General features: G+C 65.0%; 20 protein-coding genes. 12 read left to right on the plus strand and 8 right to left on the minus strand.

All coding sequences use genetic code 11. From position 1 onward, the window contains the following. Positions 1-3 precede the first annotated feature (3 nt). The 3 genes from AC5RV1_RS03060 to AC5RV1_RS03070 are packed head-to-tail and all read right to left on the minus strand — an operon-like array spanning position 4 to position 5,547. Positions 4-1,668, minus strand: coding sequence for a DUF5719 family protein (locus AC5RV1_RS03060; protein ID WP_493993502.1), 1,665 nt, complete (start codon positions 1,666-1,668; stop codon positions 4-6). Continuing rightward, a complete protein-coding gene (locus tag AC5RV1_RS03065) occupies positions 1,661-4,987 on the minus strand; it encodes a glycosyltransferase (RefSeq protein WP_493993503.1) in 3,327 nt (1,108 codons plus the stop codon). Before AC5RV1_RS03065 ends, AC5RV1_RS03060 begins: the two co-directional genes overlap by 8 nt. Positions 4,988-5,016: 29 nt before the next feature. After that, a complete protein-coding gene (locus AC5RV1_RS03070) occupies positions 5,017-5,547 on the minus strand; it encodes a WhiB family transcriptional regulator (RefSeq protein ID WP_493947430.1) in 531 nt (176 codons plus the stop codon). 395 nt (positions 5,548-5,942) lie between these two features. Here AC5RV1_RS03070 and AC5RV1_RS03075 point away from each other — a divergent pair, with 395 nt between their 5' ends. Next, positions 5,943-6,641 (plus strand): TIGR03089 family protein, encoded by a 699-nt coding sequence (locus tag AC5RV1_RS03075; RefSeq protein WP_493993504.1) that lies wholly within the window; start codon positions 5,943-5,945, stop codon positions 6,639-6,641. Positions 6,642-6,662: 21 nt separating this feature from the next. On the opposite strand, the gene AC5RV1_RS03080 is transcribed toward AC5RV1_RS03075, so the two are convergent. Next, positions 6,663-7,238 (minus strand): GtrA family protein, encoded by a 576-nt coding sequence (locus AC5RV1_RS03080; protein ID WP_493993505.1) that lies wholly within the window; start codon positions 7,236-7,238, stop codon positions 6,663-6,665. A 183-nt stretch (positions 7,239-7,421) separates the two neighbouring features. On the opposite strand from AC5RV1_RS03080, the gene AC5RV1_RS03085 reads away from it, so the two are divergent. From AC5RV1_RS03085 to manA, 4 genes are read left to right on the plus strand one after another with little or no spacing between them, the layout of a single operon-like run. Then, positions 7,422-8,618 (plus strand): 5-(carboxyamino)imidazole ribonucleotide synthase, encoded by a 1,197-nt coding sequence (locus AC5RV1_RS03085; protein ID WP_493947433.1) that lies wholly within the window; start codon positions 7,422-7,424, stop codon positions 8,616-8,618. Next, on the plus strand, positions 8,615-9,199 hold the full coding sequence (purE, locus tag AC5RV1_RS03090; RefSeq protein ID WP_493947434.1) for a 5-(carboxyamino)imidazole ribonucleotide mutase: 585 nt from the start codon (positions 8,615-8,617) through the stop codon (positions 9,197-9,199). Before AC5RV1_RS03085 ends, purE begins: the two co-directional genes overlap by 4 nt. Before the next feature lie 10 nt (positions 9,200-9,209). Beyond that, on the plus strand, positions 9,210-10,856 hold the full coding sequence (locus AC5RV1_RS03095) for an LCP family protein (RefSeq protein ID WP_493993506.1): 1,647 nt from the start codon (positions 9,210-9,212) through the stop codon (positions 10,854-10,856). Between the two features lie 41 nt (positions 10,857-10,897). After that, positions 10,898-12,166, plus strand: coding sequence for a mannose-6-phosphate isomerase, class I (gene manA, locus AC5RV1_RS03100; RefSeq protein WP_493993507.1), 1,269 nt, complete (start codon positions 10,898-10,900; stop codon positions 12,164-12,166). A gap of 58 nt (positions 12,167-12,224) precedes the next feature. Here the strand turns inward: manA and AC5RV1_RS03105 are convergent, their stop codons facing one another. Both AC5RV1_RS03105 and glpX read right to left on the minus strand, forming a co-directional pair. Then, positions 12,225-13,280 (minus strand): lipid II:glycine glycyltransferase FemX, encoded by a 1,056-nt coding sequence (locus AC5RV1_RS03105; protein ID WP_493993508.1) that lies wholly within the window; start codon positions 13,278-13,280, stop codon positions 12,225-12,227. A gap of 87 nt (positions 13,281-13,367) precedes the next feature. Then, complete coding sequence (gene glpX / locus AC5RV1_RS03110) at positions 13,368-14,390, minus strand: class II fructose-bisphosphatase (protein WP_493947438.1); 1,023 nt, start codon at positions 14,388-14,390, stop codon at positions 13,368-13,370. A 234-nt stretch (positions 14,391-14,624) separates the two neighbouring features. Here glpX and AC5RV1_RS03115 point away from each other — a divergent pair, with 234 nt between their 5' ends. From AC5RV1_RS03115 to AC5RV1_RS03135, 5 genes are all read left to right on the plus strand, one after another. Beyond that, positions 14,625-15,305: a DUF4245 domain-containing protein gene (locus tag AC5RV1_RS03115; protein ID WP_493993611.1), complete on the plus strand. Its 681-nt coding sequence runs from the start codon at positions 14,625-14,627 to the stop codon at positions 15,303-15,305. A 10-nt stretch (positions 15,306-15,315) separates the two neighbouring features. Further along, on the plus strand, positions 15,316-15,930 hold the full coding sequence (locus tag AC5RV1_RS03120) for a carbonic anhydrase (protein ID WP_493947439.1): 615 nt from the start codon (positions 15,316-15,318) through the stop codon (positions 15,928-15,930). Positions 15,931-16,006: 76 nt separating this feature from the next. Next, a complete protein-coding gene (locus AC5RV1_RS03125) occupies positions 16,007-17,434 on the plus strand; it encodes a class II fumarate hydratase (RefSeq protein ID WP_493947440.1) in 1,428 nt (475 codons plus the stop codon). Between the two features lie 168 nt (positions 17,435-17,602). Beyond that, entirely contained in the window at positions 17,603-18,268 is a 666-nt protein-coding gene (locus tag AC5RV1_RS03130) for a TetR/AcrR family transcriptional regulator (RefSeq protein WP_493993509.1), read from the plus strand. Continuing rightward, positions 18,265-19,917: an MDR family MFS transporter gene (locus AC5RV1_RS03135; RefSeq protein ID WP_493993510.1), complete on the plus strand. Its 1,653-nt coding sequence runs from the start codon at positions 18,265-18,267 to the stop codon at positions 19,915-19,917. The genes AC5RV1_RS03130 and AC5RV1_RS03135 overlap by 4 nt, the downstream gene beginning before the upstream one ends. Before the next feature lie 37 nt (positions 19,918-19,954). Here AC5RV1_RS03135 and AC5RV1_RS03140 read toward each other — a convergent pair whose 3' ends face one another. Together AC5RV1_RS03140 and AC5RV1_RS03145 are read right to left on the minus strand one after the other, a co-directional pair. Further along, positions 19,955-20,425 carry an NUDIX hydrolase gene (locus tag AC5RV1_RS03140; RefSeq protein WP_493993511.1) on the minus strand — a complete coding sequence of 157 codons (471 nt, stop codon included), beginning with the start codon at positions 20,423-20,425 and terminating at the stop codon, positions 19,955-19,957. A gap of 75 nt (positions 20,426-20,500) precedes the next feature. Continuing rightward, the gene (locus AC5RV1_RS03145; RefSeq protein ID WP_493947444.1) at positions 20,501-21,061 is read right to left on the minus strand and encodes a prepilin peptidase; all 561 of its coding nucleotides are present in this window, start codon (positions 21,059-21,061) and stop codon (positions 20,501-20,503) included. 58 nt (positions 21,062-21,119) lie between these two features. Here AC5RV1_RS03145 and AC5RV1_RS03150 point away from each other — a divergent pair, with 58 nt between their 5' ends. Beyond that, the gene (locus AC5RV1_RS03150) at positions 21,120-21,917 is read left to right on the plus strand and encodes a hypothetical protein (protein WP_493993512.1); all 798 of its coding nucleotides are present in this window, start codon (positions 21,120-21,122) and stop codon (positions 21,915-21,917) included. A 36-nt stretch (positions 21,918-21,953) separates the two neighbouring features. Further along, on the plus strand, positions 21,954-22,601 hold the full coding sequence (locus tag AC5RV1_RS03155; RefSeq protein ID WP_493993513.1) for a GNAT family N-acetyltransferase: 648 nt from the start codon (positions 21,954-21,956) through the stop codon (positions 22,599-22,601).

Below are 22,601 nucleotides of genomic sequence, written 5' to 3' on the forward strand. Positions count from 1 at the left end.
GGCTCAGTAACTCAGGGTGACGGGCACTGTTTCCTGGCCCGCGGCTGCCGGCAGGAAGGCCAGTGAGGAGACGTCGTTCCTTCCCTCCTGCTGCAACAACAGTGCACCGTAGGCGGCGTCGCCGGAAGCCGACACTACATAGCCAACGACGTCGGAATCCTCAACCTTTTCGGGGATGGTGATGGACGCCGTCGTTCCGCCGGCGATATCGGCGGTGGACGGCGCCCGGACCTTGCCGTCGGCGGTGATGGCCGAATAGGTGATGGTGGCACGGTTGTCGAGAGCGCCGAAAACCAGGTGGCGCTGGCCCCCCTGTGGAACGGGGACCACGTGCTGGCTGCCCAGCCTGACTCCTGATGCCGCCCACGCGACGTCTGCTGCCTGGGTGTCCTGGAGGCCGCGGGTGACCCGGGTAGCGGCCACGAACGTGACATCCGACGAGGCAACCACAGTGTAATGGCCGGCCGGGACGCCGGTCAGCGGGATTTCCGTGACGGTGCCCGCTTTGGCAGTCATGACTCCCCCATTCGGCAATGCCTTCTGGCCGTCGCGGCCGTAGAGCTTGACCTCCACCACGGCATCAGAAGGACCGGGCACAGTGAGCTGCAGGGCGGGACCTGCGTCCTCGTACCCCGATCTCCCGGTGAGCGCCGCGACCTGGTCCGGGTCCTGGATATCAACGCCGGTCATGACCTGCCGGACGGCTGGCGCGGCTCCGGGTGCGATGAAGTCCACGCCGCCAGGGGTCAGGCCCCGGAGGACACTCTGCTGGATCACGGCTGCAACAGGGCCTCCGGCGCTGCGCACGTGCACGCTCAGCTGGGCCTCCCCCGGAGCCAGGCCAGCCAGAACAACCGGCCGCGATGTACCGGGCGCCACCAGGAGTCCCCGGCTGCCGGGTGCTTGTATCTGCCCGCCGGACCCGAACAGCTCCAGGCTGACAGTGGCCGGTGTGGTGGAAGCGTTGGTAAGAAGAAGCACGGACGTACGGCCCACAGTAGTGCCCGCGCCCGCCAGCCATTGATCATTTGATGGCTGCAGGCAGTTGGCTGCCGCAGTCCCCTGCAGGTCGCCGTCCGTTGCCGTGAACTTCATGGCCGCTGCGGCCGAAGCCTTCTGGCTTGCCAGGGCGTCGGCGCTGAGGACGCTCACCTGGTCAACGGAACGGCCCGCCACCACCCCTGCCAGAATTTCCTGCGAACCGCCTGCGGCACTGGGCTGGGCCTGCTCTTTGGCGATCTCGACGGTTGTTGTTCCGCGCAGGTCCGACAGCCGGCTGGCCGGCAGCACTCCACCGGCACTGAGTACTGCGCCGGTAACCGAGCTGGCGGCAGTTTCGGACTCGGGGCTGAATTGCGGATCAGTGCCCGCTTCGGTGCCTTCAAGCAGCCGGGCCGGGCCTGGGCAGACTCCGACGCTGCTGCCGGCAGGAACTGCCGACACCCCGGCCGGTACGGTACGGCTGGAAACGGGCTGCGGGAATACGGAACCGGCCGCCACCACGGCTCCTGCACCGGCGATGATGACGGCGGCGGACGCCAGGCTGGAAAACAGCGCGTTCCGCCCCTTGGCCGCCGGGCGCTTCGACGGCTCGGGGCTTTCCTTGGTTTCGTCGCCGGCGGTGCCGCTTCCCTCTGGTGCTTCCGCTGGCATGGAAGTGTTATGCATTCTGGTGTTCCTTACGCAGCGAGCCTTCGTCCCGGGAAAGACTCGTCCTCTGGCGCCGGGCAGGCATCGGGACCGCGAGCATCACCGTCAGTCCGATGACGGTGGCCTGGGCGATCCCGGACCACAGGGCCCACGGGTTTTCGTATCGCACCGTGAGGTGGCCCGCCGAGGCCGGGAGGGTGAAGGCCTGGGACCATCCCGATGTGGTGGCGGTCAGCCTGCGGCCGTCCAGCCACGCACTCCAGCCGGGATCTGCCCGTTCCGCCAGCACCACAAGCCGGCCCTCCGGCCCCTCGGGAACAGCAGCATCAACGTCGTCGTAGCCCGAAGGGACCAGCGCGATAGCGGCACCACCCCCATCGACAACCCGCACGCGGTGGGCAACATCCGCTGCTTCGAGCACGGGCTGGTTTAGCGGGGAGATCCGCCACAGCCAGCCGACGTCGGTCTGCCCCACTGCAATAAGCCCGGGTACAGCATCCATCCTGCTGGCAGTGAGCTGGGCGGCGGTGTCGGCTGCCCGAAGAACCACAAAGCCGGCGCCGAGCTGTTCCAGGTCGCTCCGGGGGTCCACGCCCTGGCCGGCCACGAGCGTTGCCACTACGCGACGGACCGCGGCAGTGACGTCGTCGTCCTCGCGCACCGTTTCTGATCCCGGACGGCCGAGGATGTTGCGCGCGGAGGCGATGGCCGAAAGGCTATCGAGCGTTGTTCCCGCGCCGCGCATCAGGGAAGCGTTATAGGTGCCGTTCTCGCCGGTGCTGATCAAGAGCGTGCGCGTCTGTTCGGGACCGGTCCCCCGGTCGGTGGCCGTGGCCGGGAGGATGCGAACGCCGGCAGCATCCACGAGGCGGGGCGTGCCCAGGGCAGCGGAAGCCGGTGGTATTTGGGCGGCAGCTACAGAGGGCCGGAGGATGTTCTGCGCAGACCAGGCGGCCATTCCTGCAAGGGGTCCGGCAAGCAGGAGCACCATGCCGAATGCTGTCGCTGACTGCAGGGCCCTCTTGTGTTTTACGCTGCCGGCCGCCGCTGCGTTGGCCATTCCCAGGAGGCGTTCTGCTCCCAGGAGGCCGGCACCCAGCAGGGCGAACGCTGCTGCAGAAACCGCAGGTCCGGGGAAGGACGCCACCATGGAGTCGGCATTCATGCCGACAGCCACCCGCCCTGCAAGCCAGCCTCCGGCCAAGGCAATAGTTGCGACAATCCACAGGGACCTGGCAATACCGGCCCGGTTAGCGGGCAGGCATAGGCCCGCCACTGCCAGGAGCAGGACGGGGACGGCAAGAAGGAGGGCAAGCAACAGGGCCCACGGCACGGTGCCGGCCGCAAAATACGGCAGTCCGGCCAGCCCGTCGTTTGAACCGAATTCAAGTGGCTGGCCCAGCAGCTGCTGCCATAGCGGAGCGGCGTCGAAGCCAAGGGGGACGCCGGGATCAGCCAGCAGGGCCCGGGGCCTGTCCAGGGCTGAAAGGCCGAAAGGGATGAACAGGGCTGTGGTGGGCAGCAATGCCCACCACACAGTCCGGCCGCGGCGGCCGAGCAGGAGCCCGCAAAGAACTATCACCACAGTGGCCGGAATCAGCAGGGACGGCGCGGACGCGGTGACAACAGCCAGCGCCAGGCCGGCCGCCGCTGCTGACGTCCACGACGGCATTCCGTTGATCCCTGGTTTTATCGGGGGCCGGTCGGTGAAACGGCGGTCACCGGGAGCCGGCAGCTGGAACCGACCTTGCCCTACCGCGGAGCCGGTGGCACGCAGCAGTGCCAGGACGACCAGTGGAATCATGATGTGCGCAATAAGGGCCCCGGCCCGGCCCTGGTTGAGGGCCACCTGCAGGGCAGGGGCAGCCGCCCAGAAAAGTGCTGCTGCCAGGCGGAGCCGGCGGCGTACTGTCAGCCCGCCTGCCGCAAACCACGCTGTCAGGCCGGAGAGCGGCGTGCTGAGCAGCAGCAGCCAGGCCATGGCGGCATTGGCATCACCGCCACCCAGAAGGCCCAGGATCCAAAGGACGTAGCCGAAGGGGTCCCCGCGACCCGGAAGCCCGGCACCCAACGAGATCCACCAACTGGACGCATGGTGCCAGATGTCGCCCAGGCCGCTTGAAACGGGAATGAGTGCCCCGCCCGATACGCCGGGGGCGCCGAAGATTCCGGTCAAACCCAGAAGGGAGGTGACGGACGCAATGATTACCGCGGCCAGGGCACCATTGCCCACCCAGCCACGCTTGCTGGTGGCAAGCGCCGCGAAGTCATCTGATGCGTCGCCGCTGGGCTGGTTCGCCAAAGGGTCCTGCACAAGGTCGTCCACAGAGCTGCCGTCCGAGCCCAGGGCCTCCATCAGGGAGCGTCTATGGCTCCATACCTCACGGCGGGGTGTCTGGAGCTTCCGGATGACCGACCGGCGGATCCGGCGCGTCTTCCTGGCGTTCGCCCTTGCCCTCATGATGGCGCGGGGGCGACCCAGCGCTGCAAAGGTCGCACCAAGCTGAGTGATACCGTGCGCGGGATCCTTGACGGCGATACTCAACACCAGTTTGAAAATGCTGCCGAGAAGGGCAGCCACGCCGTGCACGGGCACCATCCACAGCGGCGCGTGCTTCAGCCGCAGGTGGACCTGGGCCTTCCGCGCTGCGGCAGCGTTGCCCAGCGCGTGCGGCCGGTGCACGACGTGAAACATCCTGGCCGCCGGGACAACCACCACGCGGTGTCCCGCCAGGCGGTTGCGCCAGCAGAAATCGACGTCGTCTCCGCTGCCGGGCAGGGCGGGATCGAAACCGCCGAGGTGTTCCCAGATGTCGCGGCGCACCAGCATTCCGGCGGAATTCACGGCAAAGGTATCGGTGCGGCCGTCGTATTGCCCCTGGTCAAGTTCGTCAGCGTCGATCAGGGTTAGCCGCTCCGCCCAGCGGCTGGTGGAAAGGCCGACGTCCACCAGCTTGCGGCCCGCGTGCCAGTCCAACTGCTTGCAGCCGGCAACTGTGACGGACGGCGCCCGTTCCACTGCGAGGAGAAGTTCGGCGAGGGCTTCAGGAGCCGGCGCGGCGTCGTCGTGAAGCAGCCAGATCCACTCTGACCTGCCGTTGCCGTGATCTCCACCCCAGGGGGCGAGTTGGGCAAGGCCGGTGGATACCGCAGCGCCCATTCCACTCTTCCCGCTGTGGCTTACTACGTGTGCCCCGCCCAGGGCCTGCTCAAGGAGGACTTTGGAATCATCGCGGGACCCGGTATCGACGCCGATGACGTAGTCCGCCGGCCGCGTCTGGTCCGCCAAGGCTGCCAGGGTTCTGGGGAGATAATCACTGCCGTTGTGGGCGACCACAACGGCAGTGACGTGAACATCCTGATGAATTAGATTGCTCGCTTCCTTAGCCGCCGGCGCTCACGCTCGGAAAGGCCGCCCCAGATGCCGAATCGTTCGTCGTTGGCCAGGGCGTACTCAAGGCACTGGGATCGCACATTGCAGGCGCCGCAGACCTTTTTGGCGTCGCGGGTGGAGCCACCCTTTTCGGGGAAGAACGCCTCGGGGTCGGTTTGGGCGCACAGCGCATCCGTCTGCCAGCCGAGCTCGCCTTCGTCGCCAAAGTCCTGCTGGAAAGGCAGCCCGATCCAAACGGGCTGCGCCGGTCCGGAAGTCAGTTCCATCGGAGGATCGAGCTCGTCCTCAGGGTCCTGCCCGCCGCCCAGGAGTGCTTCATGCGCGGCAAGGAAAGCTGTGGCCTGGTCCTGCAGGAGGTCCTTATTGTTCGTGTTGAACCGCTCCGCAGCATCAGGATCCGCCGGGTCTACGTACCAATCACTGGGCACCCCCCGCGCACGGTATCTGGCCGTTGCCTGACCGGCCACGACGGCATCTTCCTGGATACGCTCTGCTTGCCCCACGGCGACCCTCCTGATGTTGCAGCTTCTGCCTGGATACGTGGACACTCGGTTGTGTGCCGGTATTTACGCAGTTGCCTTTAGTTATCTAATTACACGCGTGTAACTAGGGTGAGTCAAGCCGCTGGCCGGATAATAATCACCTGTAGCAACCAATATGGTGCACGCCACGCCCGGCAATTTTCACTGGACGGCGCGATTCCGGCCGACATCAGCGGGTCAGGCGGCGGAAAGCCTCAAAAAACCGCCTGTTGGCGCGGAAAGTACCCGGCCGCCCGATGAATAGATAGCACGCTTAGCATCAGATGATGTGATAAGTATCACGCAGTTCGCTGGGTTTTCTGCGCGGCCGGAGCCGGCTTGGTGACCTGCTGTGGTGCCGGTGGCAGGATTGAGGCATGACTACCCCGGCAATCGATCTGATGACCAGCCTTCGATCAGGCAACTCCACCGCTCCGCGCCTCACCTGGTACGGCCCTGACTCGGAGCGCGTGGAGCTGTCCGGAAAGGTGCTGGACAACTGGGTGGCCAAAACCAGCAACCTCCTCCAGGACGAACTGGACGCCGAACCGGGCATGCGCCTGGCGCTCGACCTGCCTGCCCACTGGAAGGGCATGGTCTGGGCACTTGCCGCCTGGCAGCTCGGCCTTGAAACGGTCCTGGATGGCGGCGCGGCGGACCTCCTGGCCACCACCCGGCCGGAGCCGGCAGCAGGAAAGTATGGTGCCGTCGTGGCCGTTGCGCTGCCCGCGCTGGCTATGCGCTGGGACGGCGCCCTTCCGGCAGGCTGCCTGGATTACGCAGCGGAAGTGCGCTCCCACGGAGACGTGTTTATGCAGCACGCCGAGGCCGACCCCTCGGCTTGCGCGATTGTTGGGCAGGACGGCCGCCGGCACCTGCACCAGGACCTGCTTGACGGGTTCGCAGTCCCCCACGAGGAGGGCGTGCGGTTGCACATCCCAGGGCGGGACGGACTGGAGGCAGCGCTGGCGAACGCGCTGGGCGCATGGCGGCGCGGGGGTTCTGTTGTGATGACGCACCCCGATGTCGAGCCCACCGACAAGCTGCTGGCGGCGGAACGCATCCACGGCAACTGAACGGCCGCCGTGTCGCCTGGCCTACTTCTGCGGCCGGGCCGGGTCCTCCGTGAGGGGCTCGGGCTCCGCTGCACCGGCACCATCGCCGGTGTCCCTGCTGCCATGGTGGTGGAGTTCGATGAGCTCGTGGTCGTGTGAGAACTCCGGTTCCTGGTCCAGTTCCTTGTTGAACACCAGGAACCGGTAGGCAAAGAACCTGACAACAGTGGCCACGAGGATGCCCGCTACTCCCGCGAAGAAGAGCATGTTTTTGTCGGTGACGCCCAGCCCATACTTGGCAAGGGCGGTAAAGCCTGTGGAAATCCCGATGCCTATCCCGTTGATGAGGATGAACATCAGGAACTCGCGGAGTACGTTGTCCTGCCGCCGGTGCCGGAAGGTCCAGAGGCGGTTCGCTACCCAGGAAAAGATCGTTGCCACTGACGCACCTACAAAACGGGCCTTGGCCTCGCTGTCCGTCATTGGGCCATGCATGAGGTAATACGTCATGCCGTTATCGATGACGAAAGCCACACCGCCGACGGCGCCGAACTTGGCCACTTCGCGCCAAAAAAGCGAGGCGAGCCCCCGGATGCGATCTGCAAGCGTGCTAAACATGACCCTCCATGGCCGTTGAACGATGGGCCACACGGCCAGAGGTCCATTTTAGCCCTTCAAATTCCTGTGGCGGTCCGGCAGCCACCCCTAATGCCGTGCCACAGAACCGTCCTGGAGCCCAAAAAACCACTCATGAAGGCAGGAAACGCGGGATCCGGGCTGGTCTTCGGTAGGCTGGCCCATGTGACTTTTCCAGTAATAGGTGTAGTTGGCGGCGGCCAGCTTGCGCGAATGATGGCCCCAGCCGCAACCGCACTCGGCTTCGAACTCCGCGTCCTTGCTGAAGGCGACGACGTCTCAGCCGTCTCGGCAGTGCCCTCCTCACCGGTGGGCGACTACAAGGACCTGCAGACCCTCCTGGAGTTCTCCGAGGGCCTGGACGTCATGACCTTTGACCACGAGCATGTTCCCACGGCGCATCTGCGGGCGCTGCAGGAAGCCGGCGTCAACGTCCAGCCCGGCCCCGATGCCCTGGTTCATGCGCAGGACAAGCTGGTAATGCGCTCCGCCATTGACCGGCTGGAACTTCCCAACCCCGCCTGGGCTTCGGTGGCGGACGTGGCCGCGCTTGTCAGCTTCGGGGAGGACACCGGATGGCCTGTGGTCCTGAAGACTCCCCGGGGCGGCTACGACGGCAAAGGTGTCCGGATCATTTCCTCAGCGGAGGAGGCTGCCGACACCGCTGAATGGTTTGAGGCCATGAGTCCCCTCCTGGCGGAAGCAAAAGTTGATTTCACCCGCGAGCTTTCCGCTTTGGTTGCCAGGACGCCCGACGGCGAAGCCCGGGCCTGGCCCGTGGTGCACACAATCCAGGTCGACGGGGTGTGCGACGAAGTCATAGCCCCTGCCTTGGACATTCCGGTGGAGGTTGCGGCCGCCGCAGAGGATGCTGCCTTGCGGATAGCCCAGGAACTGGGTGTGACAGGGGTCCTGGCAGTGGAACTTTTCGAAACCCCCGGCATCGGCGCAGGGTTCCTCATCAATGAACTGGCCATGCGCCCGCACAACACCGGGCACTGGACGCAGGACGGGTCGGTCACCAGCCAGTTCGAACAGCACCTTCGCGCCGTCCTTAACCTCCCGCTGGGCGCCACCGACGTGCTGGGTCCGGTAGTGGTGATGAAGAACTTCCTGGGCGGCGACAACCAGGACCTGTTTTCCGCCTTCCCGCTGGCGCTGGCCAGCGAGCCGGCGGCCAAGGTGCACTGCTACGGCAAGTCGGTGCGCCCGGGCCGGAAGATTGGCCACGTTAACCTGGTGGGCTCGTCCACAACGGAGGTTGATTCCGTTCGACGCCGGGCAGGCACCGTAGCGGGCATCATCCGGGACGGGCGGGTACCCGCCGAAGAACCGCCAGCAATTTTTGAGGAGAAAGCATGAGTCCCGAAGCCACCCCCGCCCCCGGTCCTGCCGGCAACCCGCTGGTGGGCCTGGTGATGGGATCGGACTCGGACTGGCCGGTCATGGAAGCCGCGGCTGACGCCCTGGCAGAGTTCGGCATTCCGTTCGAAGCTGACGTTGTGTCCGCCCACCGGATGCCTACCGAAATGATCCGCTACGGCCAGACAGCGCACGAGCGCGGGCTGAGGGTAATCATCGCCGGCGCCGGCGGTGCCGCCCATTTGCCGGGGATGCTGGCCAGCGTCACTCCACTCCCCGTGATCGGAGTGCCGGTTCCGCTGAAGACCCTGGACGGTATGGACTCCCTGCTCTCCATCGTTCAGATGCCTGCCGGCGTTCCCGTGGCCACGGTTTCCATCGCCGGAGCACGTAACGCCGGGCTCCTGGCGGTCCGGATGCTCGCAGCAGGCACCGACGAGCTTGCGGCATCACTGCGCGCCGACCTCCTCGAATTCGCCGCAGACCTCAATGCCGTAGCCGCCCGCAAGGGAGCAAACCTGCGGCAGAAGGTCAGCGAGGTTTTCGCCGAAGCCAACGGTCCGCTCCGGGGCAGCCGTTAGGAAGGCGGCCATGACCAGCAGCAAGGTCCAGCAGTCCCTTTCCGGCACAGCGCTCACCGACCCGGTCCGCTACCCATCCAGCGCTTCCTTCCCGGTGCGGACCAAGCGCGGCTTCGTCCTTGTGCTTCTGACCCTCCTGGTGCCAGGCAGCGCGCAGCTTGTGGCCGGGGACCGTAAACTGGGCCGCGCGGCGTTGAGGGTGACGCTCTGTGTCTGGGCAGCCCTGGTGCTTGCGGTGCTCCTGCTGCTGCTCAACCGGACCCTTCTCATCAACATCGTCACCAACCCCTTCGCCTCGCTGGCACTGGTGATCCTGCTGGTGGCACTGGCTGCCGGCTGGGCAATCCTGTTTATCAACACCCTGCGGCTCATCCGCCCGGTCCTGCTCGCGCCGCAGGCGCGGCCCGCCGTCGTCATTGCCCTGGTGTTGGCGATGGTCCTTGGCAGCGGGTCCCTTGGTTACGCTGCGTACCTGCTCAATGTGGGACGGAACGCGATCGGCAGCATCTTCTCCTCCGGCCCCGCCATCGACCCGGTGGAGGGCCGCTACAACTTCCTGATGATGGGAGGCGATGCCGGTGAGGACCGTACCGGCAGGCGCCCGGACAGCCTGTCCGTCCTCAGCGTGGACGCCACGACGGGCCAGACCGCGATCATCTCCGTACCCCGTAACCTGCAGAACGCCCAGTTCAGCGAGGACTCGCCCATGCGCACCGTCTATCCGGACGGCTACAACTGCGGGGACGACTGCCTGATCAATGCCATCAACACCGAAGTGACAAACGAATACGCCGACCTTTACCCCGGCGTGGCCGACCCCGGTGCGCAGGCAACCCTTGAAGCCGTCTCCGGAACGCTGGGCCTTACTGTCCAGGCGTACGTTTTGGTGGACATGCAAGGCTTCTCCTCCCTCATCGACGCCATGGGCGGCATCCGGATCAAGGCCGGCGGCTGGGTTCCCATGAGCGGCTTCTTCGACGATTTCACCCAAACCCACGGTATGCCCCTCGGGTGGATCCCGGCCGGAGAACAAACACTCAACGGAGACCAGGCGCTGTGGTACGGACGGTCACGCGAGTACGTGGACGACTACGCCCGCATCCAGCGCCAGCAATGCGTGCAGCAGGCCATGCTGAAGCAGCTGGATCCCGCTACGCTGCTGGCCAAGTTCGAGGACATCGCCAACGCAGGAACGAAGGTGGTGGAATCAAACATCTCCTCATCGCAGCTGGGCAGCTTTGTGGACCTCGCCATCAAGGCGAAAGGCCAGGACGTCAAACGGCTCACCATCGGCCCGCCGGATTTCGATGCCTCGTTCTCCACCGTTCCGGACTTCGATGATATTCACTCCCGTGTGGACCAGTTGCTCGCATCTGCATCCGGGCAGGGGGCGCAGTCGGCAGGAGTTCCCGACGACGTCATGGTAGTCCCGGCCGCAGGCGCCGGGCCTGTCCAGGCGGCAGGAGCCTCGCCTGCGGGCCTGCCGGCAGGCCGTACCGCAATGCAGCAGCCCGCGCCGTCGGATTTTGTCCCGGTGACCACTACTCCCGACGGTGAGCCGATTACGGAAGAGATGCTGACCCAGCTCAAGCGCGAAGGCAACGAGGAGGCCATCCGGCAGCTCGTGGCCACCAACGGCCAATGCGCGCCGTTGTAACCAGCATCCCCATCAGACCTACCTAGGAAACGGACCCTGCCTTGTACGAGATCGATAATGTCCTCCGGAATTATGCCTGGGGATCGACGACCGCGATCGCCGCCTTGCTCGGGCGGCCGGAGTCGGGCGAACCGGAAGCAGAGTTGTGGATTGGTGCGCACCCGGACTCACCATCCGTGGCCCACCTGCCCGGGGATGGGTCCACCATGACCCTCGATGCCCTGATCGCGGGCGACCCGGTGCATTTCCTCGGCGCAGACTCCGTGGCGCGGTTTGGTCCGCGGTTGCCGTTCCTTGCCAAAATTCTGGCGGCTGCCCAGCCGCTCTCCCTGCAGGTCCACCCAAGCCTGGAGCAGGCGAGGGCGGGCTTCGCACGGGAGAAGGCCCAGGGCCTCGCCGCCGACGCCCCCAACCGGAATTACCGGGATGACAACCACAAGCCCGAGATGATTCTTGCCCTGACGCCGTTTGAAGCCCTGTGCGGTTTCCGCCCGGCGGGCCAGGCCCGGGAGATCCTGCAGCACGTTGCCGCAGCTTTTGACGCCGTGGAGGGCGAGCCGCCCGCGCTGATCAGCTCACTGCTGGCGGATCTTGAGGACACCAACGAAGGCGCCGGTTTGCGGAAGGCCTTCGAGCGCTTGATCTCCGGAGGCACGTCCGTGGCTGAGGACACGGCCCTGGTGGTGGCCGCGCTGCTTTCCGGAGCGCCGCTTGCCCCCTTCGACGCCGAACTTGCGACGGCCATCAGCCTCAATGAAAAGTACCCCGGTGATCCGGGAGTCCTGATCTCGCTGCTGCTGAACCGCATCTCGCTGGAGCCTGGTGAGGCGGTCTACCTGCCGGCCGGGAACGTCCACGCGTACCTGCACGGCCTCGGCGTTGAGGTCATGGCGTCCTCTGACAACGTACTGCGGGGCGGCCTCACCCCAAAGTTCATTGACGTCCCCGAACTGCTGCGGACCGTCGACTTCCACCCCGTGGCCGTGCCGATGCTCGAGGCCAAGCGGACGGTGATGGACCAGGAACTTTTCCGCCCGCCTTTCGAGGAGTTCCAGCTGCAGCGGATTGAACTTACGCCCGAGGCAGGACCCGTCCCGCTGGCACAGTCCGGCGCGGCAGTGGTGATTGTGGTGGCCGGGGATGTCTACCTGGATTCACCCAAGGGCGACCTCCAGCTTTCCCGGGGCGGGAGCGCTTTCCTGGCTGCCGCCGAGGCGCCCGTCAATGTTCATCCGGTAGCCGGCAGCACTGAACCCGCGCTGGCATTCGCTGTGACGACGGGCTTGCGGGAGGGTCTCGCCCGCGCCTAGCAGAAAGGGCGACGACGGCACCATGGCAGGTGCCGTCGTCGCCCTTGTCCTGAGGCTGCTAGCTGCCCCGGCGCACCTTCCGGATCAGTGGCCGGACCCTCCCGGCAGCAGTCTTCAGGAGCCGGCGTGCTGTTTGGAGTCCACGGCGTGCCAGGGGCATGGCCTGGGCATACGCCGGGTACAGCGGCGAGAGCGGCTTCTCCCAGGTTCCCAGGAGCATGTTCTCGTGCTTCGCGAACTGCTTCTTGAAGTCGGAAATGCCGTCGTTGAGGAGGCCGTTGAAGTCATAGCGTCCGCAGCCGTCCTCGCGCATGGCCTGCAGGGCTGCCCATTTCACGCCGTAATTGACGCGCTGCTTCTGCCCTTCCGCGGAGACACCGCCGTAAAGCTCGAAAGCGGTGGAACCGCTCTTGGCGAGCCAGACGAACGCCAGCAACTGCTCGCCGTCGAAGGCCCCGATAATCGGTGAGCCATCCCCCATGTTCCGGAAGATGTCCCGGTAGTACTGGTCCTCGTGGATCCCGAACCCGGCGCGTTCGGCCGTCTCGTGGTAGATCGCGAGCACCTGCTCAAGTTCGGCGTCGTTCTTTACCTTGCGGAACTCGACGTCGCTGCGCATCGCCTTGCGGATGTTCGCGCGGGTGGACTTGGACATGTCAGCCATGAGTTCGTCATCGGATTTGGTGAGGTCAAGGATCAGCGTGCGCGGGATCAGTACCGTATTGGTCGATGAATGGAATCCTGCATCTTTCACCGCAGCCGCGTATGGCGAGTCCTGGTCCCAGTCCGGTTCAATGCTGAGGGCGACTCCCCGGTGGCGGACGGCAGCGTGCCCGGCAAGGCTGGCGAGGACGGCCTGCGCATCTTCCGGCGCACACATAGGCCCCCGGGGAATGTAGACCAGTGCGCGGAAGGGCAGCGGCAGCCGCCGGATCAGCAGCTGAGCGCAGCCGATGGTGTTGTCCCCATCTTTCAAAAGCACCCGGTCAACGGACCAGCCGTGCATGGCCTTGGTCTCACCCCAGCCCCAGAGCTGTTGCGGGTGCCCCTGGAACCGGTCGACGTATTCGTCCCAAAGGGCGCGGTCAGTACAGGGCACAACAGCTGGAATCATGGCTTAAACCCTATACCAACGCATTAACGCCAAAGCCCCGGAATGCGCTGGGCGCTCTCCGGGGCTCCGTCTGGCGTGGGGCCTGGATCAGCTCTTGCGGGCGTAGGCTTCCCACTTGCTGGCCTGGTGCTCGCCGTCCACAAAACGGATGGTGCCGGACTTGGAACGCATCACGATGGACTGGGTCAGGACCTTGTCCTTGGAGTAGCGGACGCCCTTGAGCAGGTCGCCGTCGGTAATGCCGGTAGCGGCGAAGTAGCAGTTGTCGCTCGAGACGAGGTCGTTGGTGGAGAGGACCCGCTCCAGGTCGTGGCCTGCGTCGATGGCCTTCTGCTTCTCTTCGTCGCTGGTGGGCCACAGCCGGCCCTGAATGACGCCTCCCAGGGTCTTGATGGCGCAAGCGGCCACGATGCCCTCGGGGGTGCCGCCGATGCCCATTAGGGCGTCCACGCCAGTGCCCGAGCGGGCCGCTGCGATGGCGCCGGCAACGTCACCGTCCATGATGAACTTGGTGCGGGCGCCCGCCTCGCGGATTTCTTCAACCAGCGGGCGGTGACGGTCGCGGTCCAGGATCATGACGTTGAGCTGGTTGACCTTGACGCCCTTGGCCTTGGCGATCAGGTGCAGGTTCTGCTTCACGGGGAGGCGAAGGTCCACCATGTCCGCGGCTTCAGGACCGGTGACCAGCTTCTCCATGTAGAACACGGCGGAGGGGTCGAACATCGATCCGCGCTCGGCCACAGCCAGGACGGCCAGGGCGTTGTTGATGCCAAGTGCGGTGAGCCGGGTTCCATCAATGGGGTCCACTGCCACATCGCATTCCGGACCGGTGCCATCGCCCACGCGTTCGCCGTTGAAGAGCATGGGGGCTTCGTCTTTTTCGCCTTCGCCGATGACCACTACGCCGTTGAAGTGGACGGTCTGAAGGAAGGAGCGCATGGCGTCAACGGCAGCGCCGTCGGCCGTGTTCTTGTCGCCGAAGCCTACCCAGTGTCCGCCGGCGATTGCTGCCGCTTCGGTAACGCGGACGAGCTCGAGGGCAAGGTTGCGGTCCGGCTCATCGTTGCCCACCGCCAGGGAGGGGGAGATCGTGGAGTACTTCTGGGTCATGGACGCTGGTGACACGTGAACCTCTTCTTCGAGTGGCGATCATTGAACCCGCCCAGCCGGAACAGCCGCGCGGTGATTCCTCTGATATCGATCATAGTCGCGGCACCGGGTTCCGGCTGCGGGATGACGCGGCCGCGCAATGTAGTCCGAAGGTAGTTGCCGGAGCGGCAGCGGCCACGGCGGACCGAGTGTGAGTTGCGGACCGGCATGGGCGACTATAGAGGGGTGAATGAAATGCAGGAAAAGACCAGTCCCTCCCCCGAACCAGCAGGATCCGGAAGCAACAGCGGATCCAGCGCGGCCGGAGGGCAGGACCCGGTTAAGCCTGTCATTCCGGCGGCGGCAGCCAAGCGGGCCAACGCCTCCGTGATCGGGATGATCATTGCCCTGGTGCTGAGCATCGCCGCGTTCCTGCCCATCGTCCTGATGAACCCCTCCCCGAAGAGTGACGGCTACCGTCCCAATATCGACGTCAGTGCCGCAGCCCGGAATGCAACGGACGTGGCAGGATTCACGCCGGTAGCGCCGGACACCGGCAACTCCTTCCGGCCCAACTACGCCAGGTGGGAAGGTGGCACGGGAAGCGGCGTGCCTGCATGGGAGGTCGGCTATATCACGCCGAAGGAGTCCTTCATTGGACTGGTCCAGACCCGTACGGCCAACCCCACCTGGCTGCTTCAGCAAACGAAAAATGCTCCTGTTACCGGGTCCCGCAACGCGGGCGGCCAGGAATGGGAGCTCCGCGATACCGGCAAGGGCGAAAAATCAATGGTGCTGGAGTACCGCGGCACCACTGTCATCCTCACCGGCTCCGCCCCGCTGGACGAGTTCGGCACCCTGGCAGACGCCGTCGTGAAGTCCATGGACAGCAATCCTGCCGTCACAGTTTCACCTGCGGCCACCACCGCCCCCTAAAGTAAGCAGGGTGACTACCTATCTGACTCCTGCCCTTGCCTGGCGCCGGATGCGCGAAGGAAATGAACGTTTCGTCGCCGGCCAGTCCTCCCACCCGAACCAGGACTCCTCGCGCCGGTCCTCGCTGGTGGAGAACCAGCACCCGTTCGCCGTGATTTTCGGCTGCTCGGACTCCCGGCTCGCTGCCGAGATTATTTTCGACGTCGGACTGGGTGACGTTTTTGTGGTCCGTACGGCAGGGCAGGTTATTGACGACGCCGTCCTCGGCTCGCTGGAGTACAGCGTGGGTGTGCTCGGCGTACCGCTGATCGCCATCCTGGGACACGACAGCTGCGGTGCCGTCAGCGCCACCAAGGCGGCAGTGGACACCGGTGAGATGCCGGCGGGCTTCATTCGCGACCTGGTAGAGCGGATCACCCCGTCTGTGCTGACCTCAATTCGCCAGGACAAGCACGAGGTCAACGACATGGTGGTGGAGCACGTCAAGCAGACCGCCCAGCGGCTGGTGGACAGCTCGCGTGTGATTTCGGACGCAGTTGAAAGCGGGCGCACCGCCGTTATCGGCCTCTCGTACAGCCTGGCCGAGGGCCGCGCCAACGTTGTTTCCGGGATCGGTGAGCTCTAGGGCGGGGGTTAAAACCCGCCCGTAGCATGCTCTTCACGGTTTTCGATGGGATGCAGGATCGCCCTAAGCTAGCCCCATGACTTCCACTGAAGAGTTCCGCATTGAACATGACACGATGGGCGAAGTCCGCGTCCCCGTGAACGCACTGTACCGCGCGCAGACGCAGCGGGCAGTGGAGAATTTCCCTATTTCCGGCAAGACCCTGGAACGCGCGCACATTGAAGCGCTGGCCAGGGTCAAGAAGGCTGCTGCCCAGGCCAACGCTGAACTGGGTGTGCTCGACGGCGAGCTTGCCAAGGCCATCGCAGACGCCGCTGATGAGGTGGCCACCGGAAAGTACGACGGCGATTTCCCCATCGACGTCTTCCAGACCGGCTCCGGCACCTCCTCGAACATGAACACCAACGAGGTCATCGCCGAGCTTGCCACCCGTGCACTGAAGGCCGCCGGCAGCGACAAGGTTGTCCACCCGAACGACCATGTCAACGCCTCGCAGTCCTCCAACGACGTCTTCCCCACGTCGGTGCACGTGGCAGCGACGTCCGCCCTGATCAACGACCTCATCCCGGCTCTCGGCTACCTGGCCGAGTCCTTGGAGCGCAAGGCCGTGGAGTTCAAGGACGTCGTCAAGTCCGGCCGCACGCACCTGATGGATGCCACCCCCGTGACGCTTGGCCAGGAATTCGGCGGCTACGCTGCCCAGGTCCGCTACGGCATAGAGCGCATCAACGCTTCCCTTCCCCGCGTCGCCGAGGTTCCCCTGGGCGGCACGGCCGTGGGCACCGGCATCAACACCCCGGCCGGTTTCCCCGAACGCGTGATCGAACTGCTCGCCACGGACACCGGCCTGCCCCTGACCGAGGCCCGCGACCACTTCGAAGCGCAGGCCAACCGTGACGGCCTTATCGAGGCGTCCAGCCAGCTGCGCAACATCGCCATCTCGTTCATGAAGATCAACAACGACCTCCGCTGGATGGGCTCCGGTCCCAACACCGGCCTGGGCGAAATCGCCATTCCGGACCTGCAGCCGGGCTCTTCGATCATGCCCGGCAAGGTCAATCCGGTCATCTGCGAGGCGTCCATCATGGTGGCTGCGCAGGTTATCGGGAACGACACAGCCATCGCCTGGTCCGGGACCAACGGTGCCTTCGAGCTGAACGTCGGCATCCCGGTGATGGCGTCCAACCTGCTGGAGTCCATCCGCCTGCTGGCCAACACCAGCCGCGTCATGGCCGACAAGATGATCGACGGCATCACCGCCAACGTGGAGCGTGCCCGCTTCCTGGCTGAGGCCTCGCCGTCCATCGTTACCCCGCTGAACAAGTACATCGGCTACGAGAACGCAGCCAAGATCGCCAAGACGGCCGTGGCCGAAGGCCTCACCGTCCGCCAGGCCACCGAGAAGCTCGGCTTTGTCGGTGACGGCGAGGGCAAGGTCTCCGAAGCCGACCTCGAGAAGGCCTTGGACGTTACCACCATGACCTCCCCGGCCCACAAGGCTTAGCCCCCAGCGCCTACCTGCCTGCGGCGGCCCCGCTTACGACGACGGCCGGTACCTTTCACACGAAAGGTACCGGCCGTCGTCGTACTGTTCTCTGCCTCCTGCTCTCTGCCTAGTGCGCCCGGTCATCAAAAGTTGCACTAACGTCTAAGGAGTGCAAAACTTTACTTTGTGGATGAAAGTGCAGTTATTGAGGGTGGCCTCCGTGAACGGAAGCGTGCTGCGACCCGTTCAGCCCTTACCGCCATCGCCCGAAGGCTGACCGCTGAACGGGGGCTGAATGGCTATACCGTGGACGAGGTCTGCGAGCAGGCCGACATTTCGCGCCGGACGTTCTTCAACTACTTCCCCACGAAGGAAGACGCCATCCTTGGCCACGTGGATGACGAAATTCCCGCTGATGTCATCGAGGACTTTGTTGCCGGCGGCGAAGCATCCCCACCCGGCAGCATCTCCTCCACCCTCTTCCAGGACCTGATCGGGCTTTCATTGAAGTTGTCCGAAAACATGGCTGCCTCTGAAGAGGAAACCCGCCAGCTGATCGGCGTCATCAAGAAGGAACCACAGCTCATGCTGAGGATCATCGGTGCCACGGAGGAGCGGGAGGGTGAGTTCGCCCGGGTCCTGGCCCGCCGGGAAGGCGTTGATCCACAACACCCCGTGATCCAGATGGCCGTTGTCCTGCTCGGAAACATCGCCCGTAAAAGCAGCATGGTCTATTTCTCCGACGGCAACACCCGCTCCTACCAGGAACTCTTCCTCGAGAACATCAGCGCCGCCCGCCAACTGTTCTCCCAAAACTTCGCAAAGCCCATACCCGCAGAAGGACAACCATGAGTATTGCCGTCAATAAGGGGACAACAGCAGCGGGTCCCCTGCTGCTCACCCAAAAACGCATCTGGATCATCTTCTCGGCGCTGATCGCCGGGATGCTGCTGTCCAGCCTCGACCAAACAATTGTCTCCACCGCCATGCCTACCATCGTGGGCAAACTGGGCGGCGTGGAACACCAGGCCTGGATCACCACCGCGTACCTGCTCGCCACCACCATCGTGATGCCCATCTACGGCAAGTTCGGTGACGTCCTGGGCCGGCGAAATCTGTTTCTTATAGCCATCGCGTTGTTTACGCTCGCCTCGGTGGGCTGTGCCCTTGCCACGGATTTCTGGGGCTTCGTGGTCTTCCGGGCCATCCAGGGCCTTGGCGGCGGCGGCCTGATGATCCTCTCGCAGGCGATCATTGCGGACATAGTGCCGGCCAAGGACCGCGGCAAGTACATGGGGCCGCTGGGCGCCATCTTCGGCCTTTCTGCCGTGGCCGGCCCCCTGCTGGGTGGATTCTTCGTGGACCACCTGACCTGGGAATGGGCTTTTTACATCAACATCCCCATCGGCATCGCAGCCTTCGCCATTGCCTGGTTCACACTGACACTGCCGAACAAGAAGGCTGAAAAGCGGATCGACATCCTGGGTGTTGTGCTGCTGTCCGCAGCCACCACCTGCCTCATCTTCTTCACCGACTTTGGCGGAAAGAAGGACGAGGGCTGGGACTCCCCCCTTACCTGGGCCTTTGGCGCCGGCATGGTCCTGTCCGCCGCAGCCTTCGTAATGGTGGAGCGCCGGGCCGAGGATCCAATCATTCCCCTGAGCCTGTTCCGCAACCGGATCTTTGTCAACGCCACGGCCATCGGTTTCACCCTTGGCCTGGGCATGTTCTCCGCAATTGCTTTCGTCCCCACGTTCCTGCAGATGTCCTCCGGCACCTCTGCGGCCGAGTCCGGCCTGCTGATGCTGCCGATGATGGCGGGCCTGATGGGCACCTCCATCTACTCGGGCATCCGGATCTCCAAGACCGGAAAGTACAAGCTGTATCCCATCCTGGGGGCGGCCTTCACCATGGCTGCGATGCTTTGGATGACCACCCTCGCTGCCAGTACACCCATCTGGGTGATCTGCGTCCAGCTGTTCATCTTCGGAGCCGGCCTGGGCCTCATCATGCAGGTAGTGGTCCTTGTGGTGCAGAACTCCGTCCCCGCGGACCAGATCGGCACCGCCACCAGCACCAACAACTACTTCCGCGAGGTGGGCGCCGCAATGGGCGTTGCAGTCTTCGGTGCCATTTTCACCAACCGCCTCTCCGAGTCCCTCACCAGCGCATTCACCGGTGCAGGAGCGTCCGCGGACCAGGCGGCCCAGTCCACCAGCACCCTGGACCCACGAGCGCTGAGCCAGCTTCCGGAGCAGCTGCGCGATTCGATCGTCAACGCCTACGCCGAGTCGCTCGCCCCGGTCTTCTGGTACCTGATCCCGTTCATCGCGGTTGCCTTGATCCTGGCCGTCACGCTGAAGCAGATCCCCTTGTCGGACACTGCCGGAATGGTGGCCCGGGGCGAAGCCGTGGGCGGTGAGGAGGCCGAGCGCCTTGCCGCCGGCCTGCCGGACAATGCCAAGGACGACGACGGCGAGCTGGTCTCCCAGCGCAACTGACCGCCGTCGTACTAAAAGGATTGCCTAGTGCGGACGGTCAGGGTTTGAAGTGGGCGGCTTCGGCCGGAGCGAGGGCTCGGTGGATGCTGGTGAGGTGACCGGGCATCAGCTCAGGGAGCTCATCGACGCCGAACCAGCCCACCGCCAAGGACTCGTCGTCATTCACGCGGGCAGTCCCGGAGACGTAGCGGCAGCGGAACACCACGTCCAGGAACTCGCACACATCGCCGTTGGGGTAGGTGAACGGACCTACAGCCCCTACAGACACAAGCCGCTCCGGTTCCGCCACTACCGCCGTTTCCTCAAAGATCTCCCGCACCAGGCCTCGGGCTGGCTCCTCGCCCGGCTCCAGCATTCCGCTGACCAGCGCCCACTGTTTGTTGTCGGCCCGCTGGGCGAGCAGGACGCGCCCCGCATCATCAATCACTACGCCCCGGACCCCGGGGACCCAGAGCGGATCGTTGCCGATTTTCTTGCGGAGTTTCAGGATGTAGTCAGGCGCAGGCATCCCGCCAGCCTACCGAAACAGCCAGCCAGCTCTACCCATAAGCCAGGCAGGTCCAGGCTCACGCCGCATGTTGGGTCACGCCGGCAGCAGCATGGCCGCGGCTGCACCGGCGAGCATAAACGGTCCGAAGGGGATGGACGATTTCAGCGTCCCCCTGCGTGCAGCCAGAAGTGCGATTGACCAGAGCCCGCCGAGGAGGAAAGCCAGGAAGGTACCTGCAAACAGGTGTCCCCAGCCGAGATAACCGAGGTACATCCCCAGGACGCCAGCGAGTTTCACATCCCCGAAACCCATGCCGGGCGGATACGCGAACCGCAGGATGAAGTAGAAAAGCCACAGGATGGCGGCACCGGCCACAACCCGGAGCGCCGGTACAGCCATGAGCTCCGCGACGGGACCGGCAGTGCCCTGGCCTGTGGCGGCGCTGGCCCCGGCTCCGGCTAAGGCAGTTGCCGCAAGGAGCAGGACACCGGCCACGGCGTAGGAAGGGAAGACGATCCGGTTGGGCAGGAGGTGATGCCGGACGTCAATCACCGTGAGCCGGACGGCCATCACCGCGAAGTAGGCGCAGGCAGCAAGCACCAGCCAGAAGGCCAGCGGGGTGTGCTGCCATAATTCGCCCAATCGTTGGATCACCCTCGGATGCTACTGGATTTCCGCCCGCCGCCGCACCGCCCGCGCGTAAACTGTGGATATGGCGACGTGGGACTCCCGGCACCGGATGGATCCGGACACCACTTCAGCCGCCGCGCACCCTGCCCTTTTCCGGAACCTTTGCAGGTCCTCGCCCTGGAAATGGCAGTCCCTGCGCTTTGAGTATTGGGATGAGCCCTTCGCGGATGCGCCTAGCCCTACGGCGTCCCTGGTGCGGGCGTGGCTTCGGCGGCCGGGCGCACTTCGTCTTGAAACCGCGGACGGACTTGTCCTGCACAGCACCACGGGAATCAACGATTCCCGGGACGGACTCTATGTCAGTGCCACCCGGAAGTCCTGGCTTCTGCCACCGCACCTGGTGACGCCCGTTTACGACGAGCATGGCCTGGTGCGCAGGCGGCCGGAAGCAGCCTATGGCGAGCCAGGGTTCGGCAACGGGCGGTTCGCCGCGGCCTTGGATCCTGTGGAACTGGCCGGGAACGCCCCAGTGCCTCTGGAGTTTCCCGGCAGCAATGCGGTGGAGATACAGGAAGTCCGGCAGCAGGAGCACGAAGGACGCCCTGTCCTTGAAGCAGTTGCAATCCGCACAGCCGCGTACCATCCGGCCCATCCGGCAGCGCCGCTGTGCCTTCCCGGCAGATCCCGGATCCGGCTGGACCTGGGCACCGGCGTATGTGTGGCAAGCCAGTCGCTGGAACCGGGGTCGGAGGACTACGGTCACTGGCTGCGCATCCTCGCGGTGGACGAGTACATGCTGGACGACCTCTTCCTGGCCCAGTCAATGAATCTCACAGACGTCCGGCAGCACATCCCCTGGGAGGTCCCTGCCTCACTGTGACAGGCCGCAGCAGGGCGCATCCGCTAGGCTTCGCTGATGACATCACTGAGCGACGTTTGGCCACTTTTCGGCCTGAGGATGGCCACACCGCGGCTGGAACTCCGCCCCATCCAGGACCATGAAATTCCTGCGGCCGTTGCAGCAGCAAGGAGCGGCATCCACGAGGCGGGCAGGAGCCCGTTCAGCACTCCGTGGACTGAGCTTCCGGCAGATGAACTGGGGCCGAATATGGCCCGCTGGTACTGGCGCTGCCGGGCCGAATGCTCCCCCGAATCCTGGACCCTGCTCCTGGGCATCTGGCATGGGGGCGCCTTCATCGGCTGCCAGGACGTCGGCGCCAAGGATTTCGCCGCGCTCAAGACCGTCACCACAGGCTCCTGGCTGAAGCAGTCAATGCAGGGCCGCGGGTTCGGCAAGGAGATGCGCGCCGCCGTCGCCCTCTATTCCTTCGACTGGTTGGGCGCCGAAGCAGCAGAGTCCGAAGCAGCCACGTGGAACGAAGCTTCCCTCGGCGTCTCCCGCTCCCTCGGCTACGAACTGAACGGCACCACAAGGCAAGCCTGGGGCACCAAGGTCGAAACAGTCCAGCACGTCCGGCTCACCCCGGAGACATTCAAACGCCCCGACTGGACCCTGCGGGTCGAGGGCCACGAACCTGCAGCGAAGTTCCTGAAGGTCAGTTAG

This window comes from Arthrobacter sp. Hb9-2, from assembly GCF_059091165.1.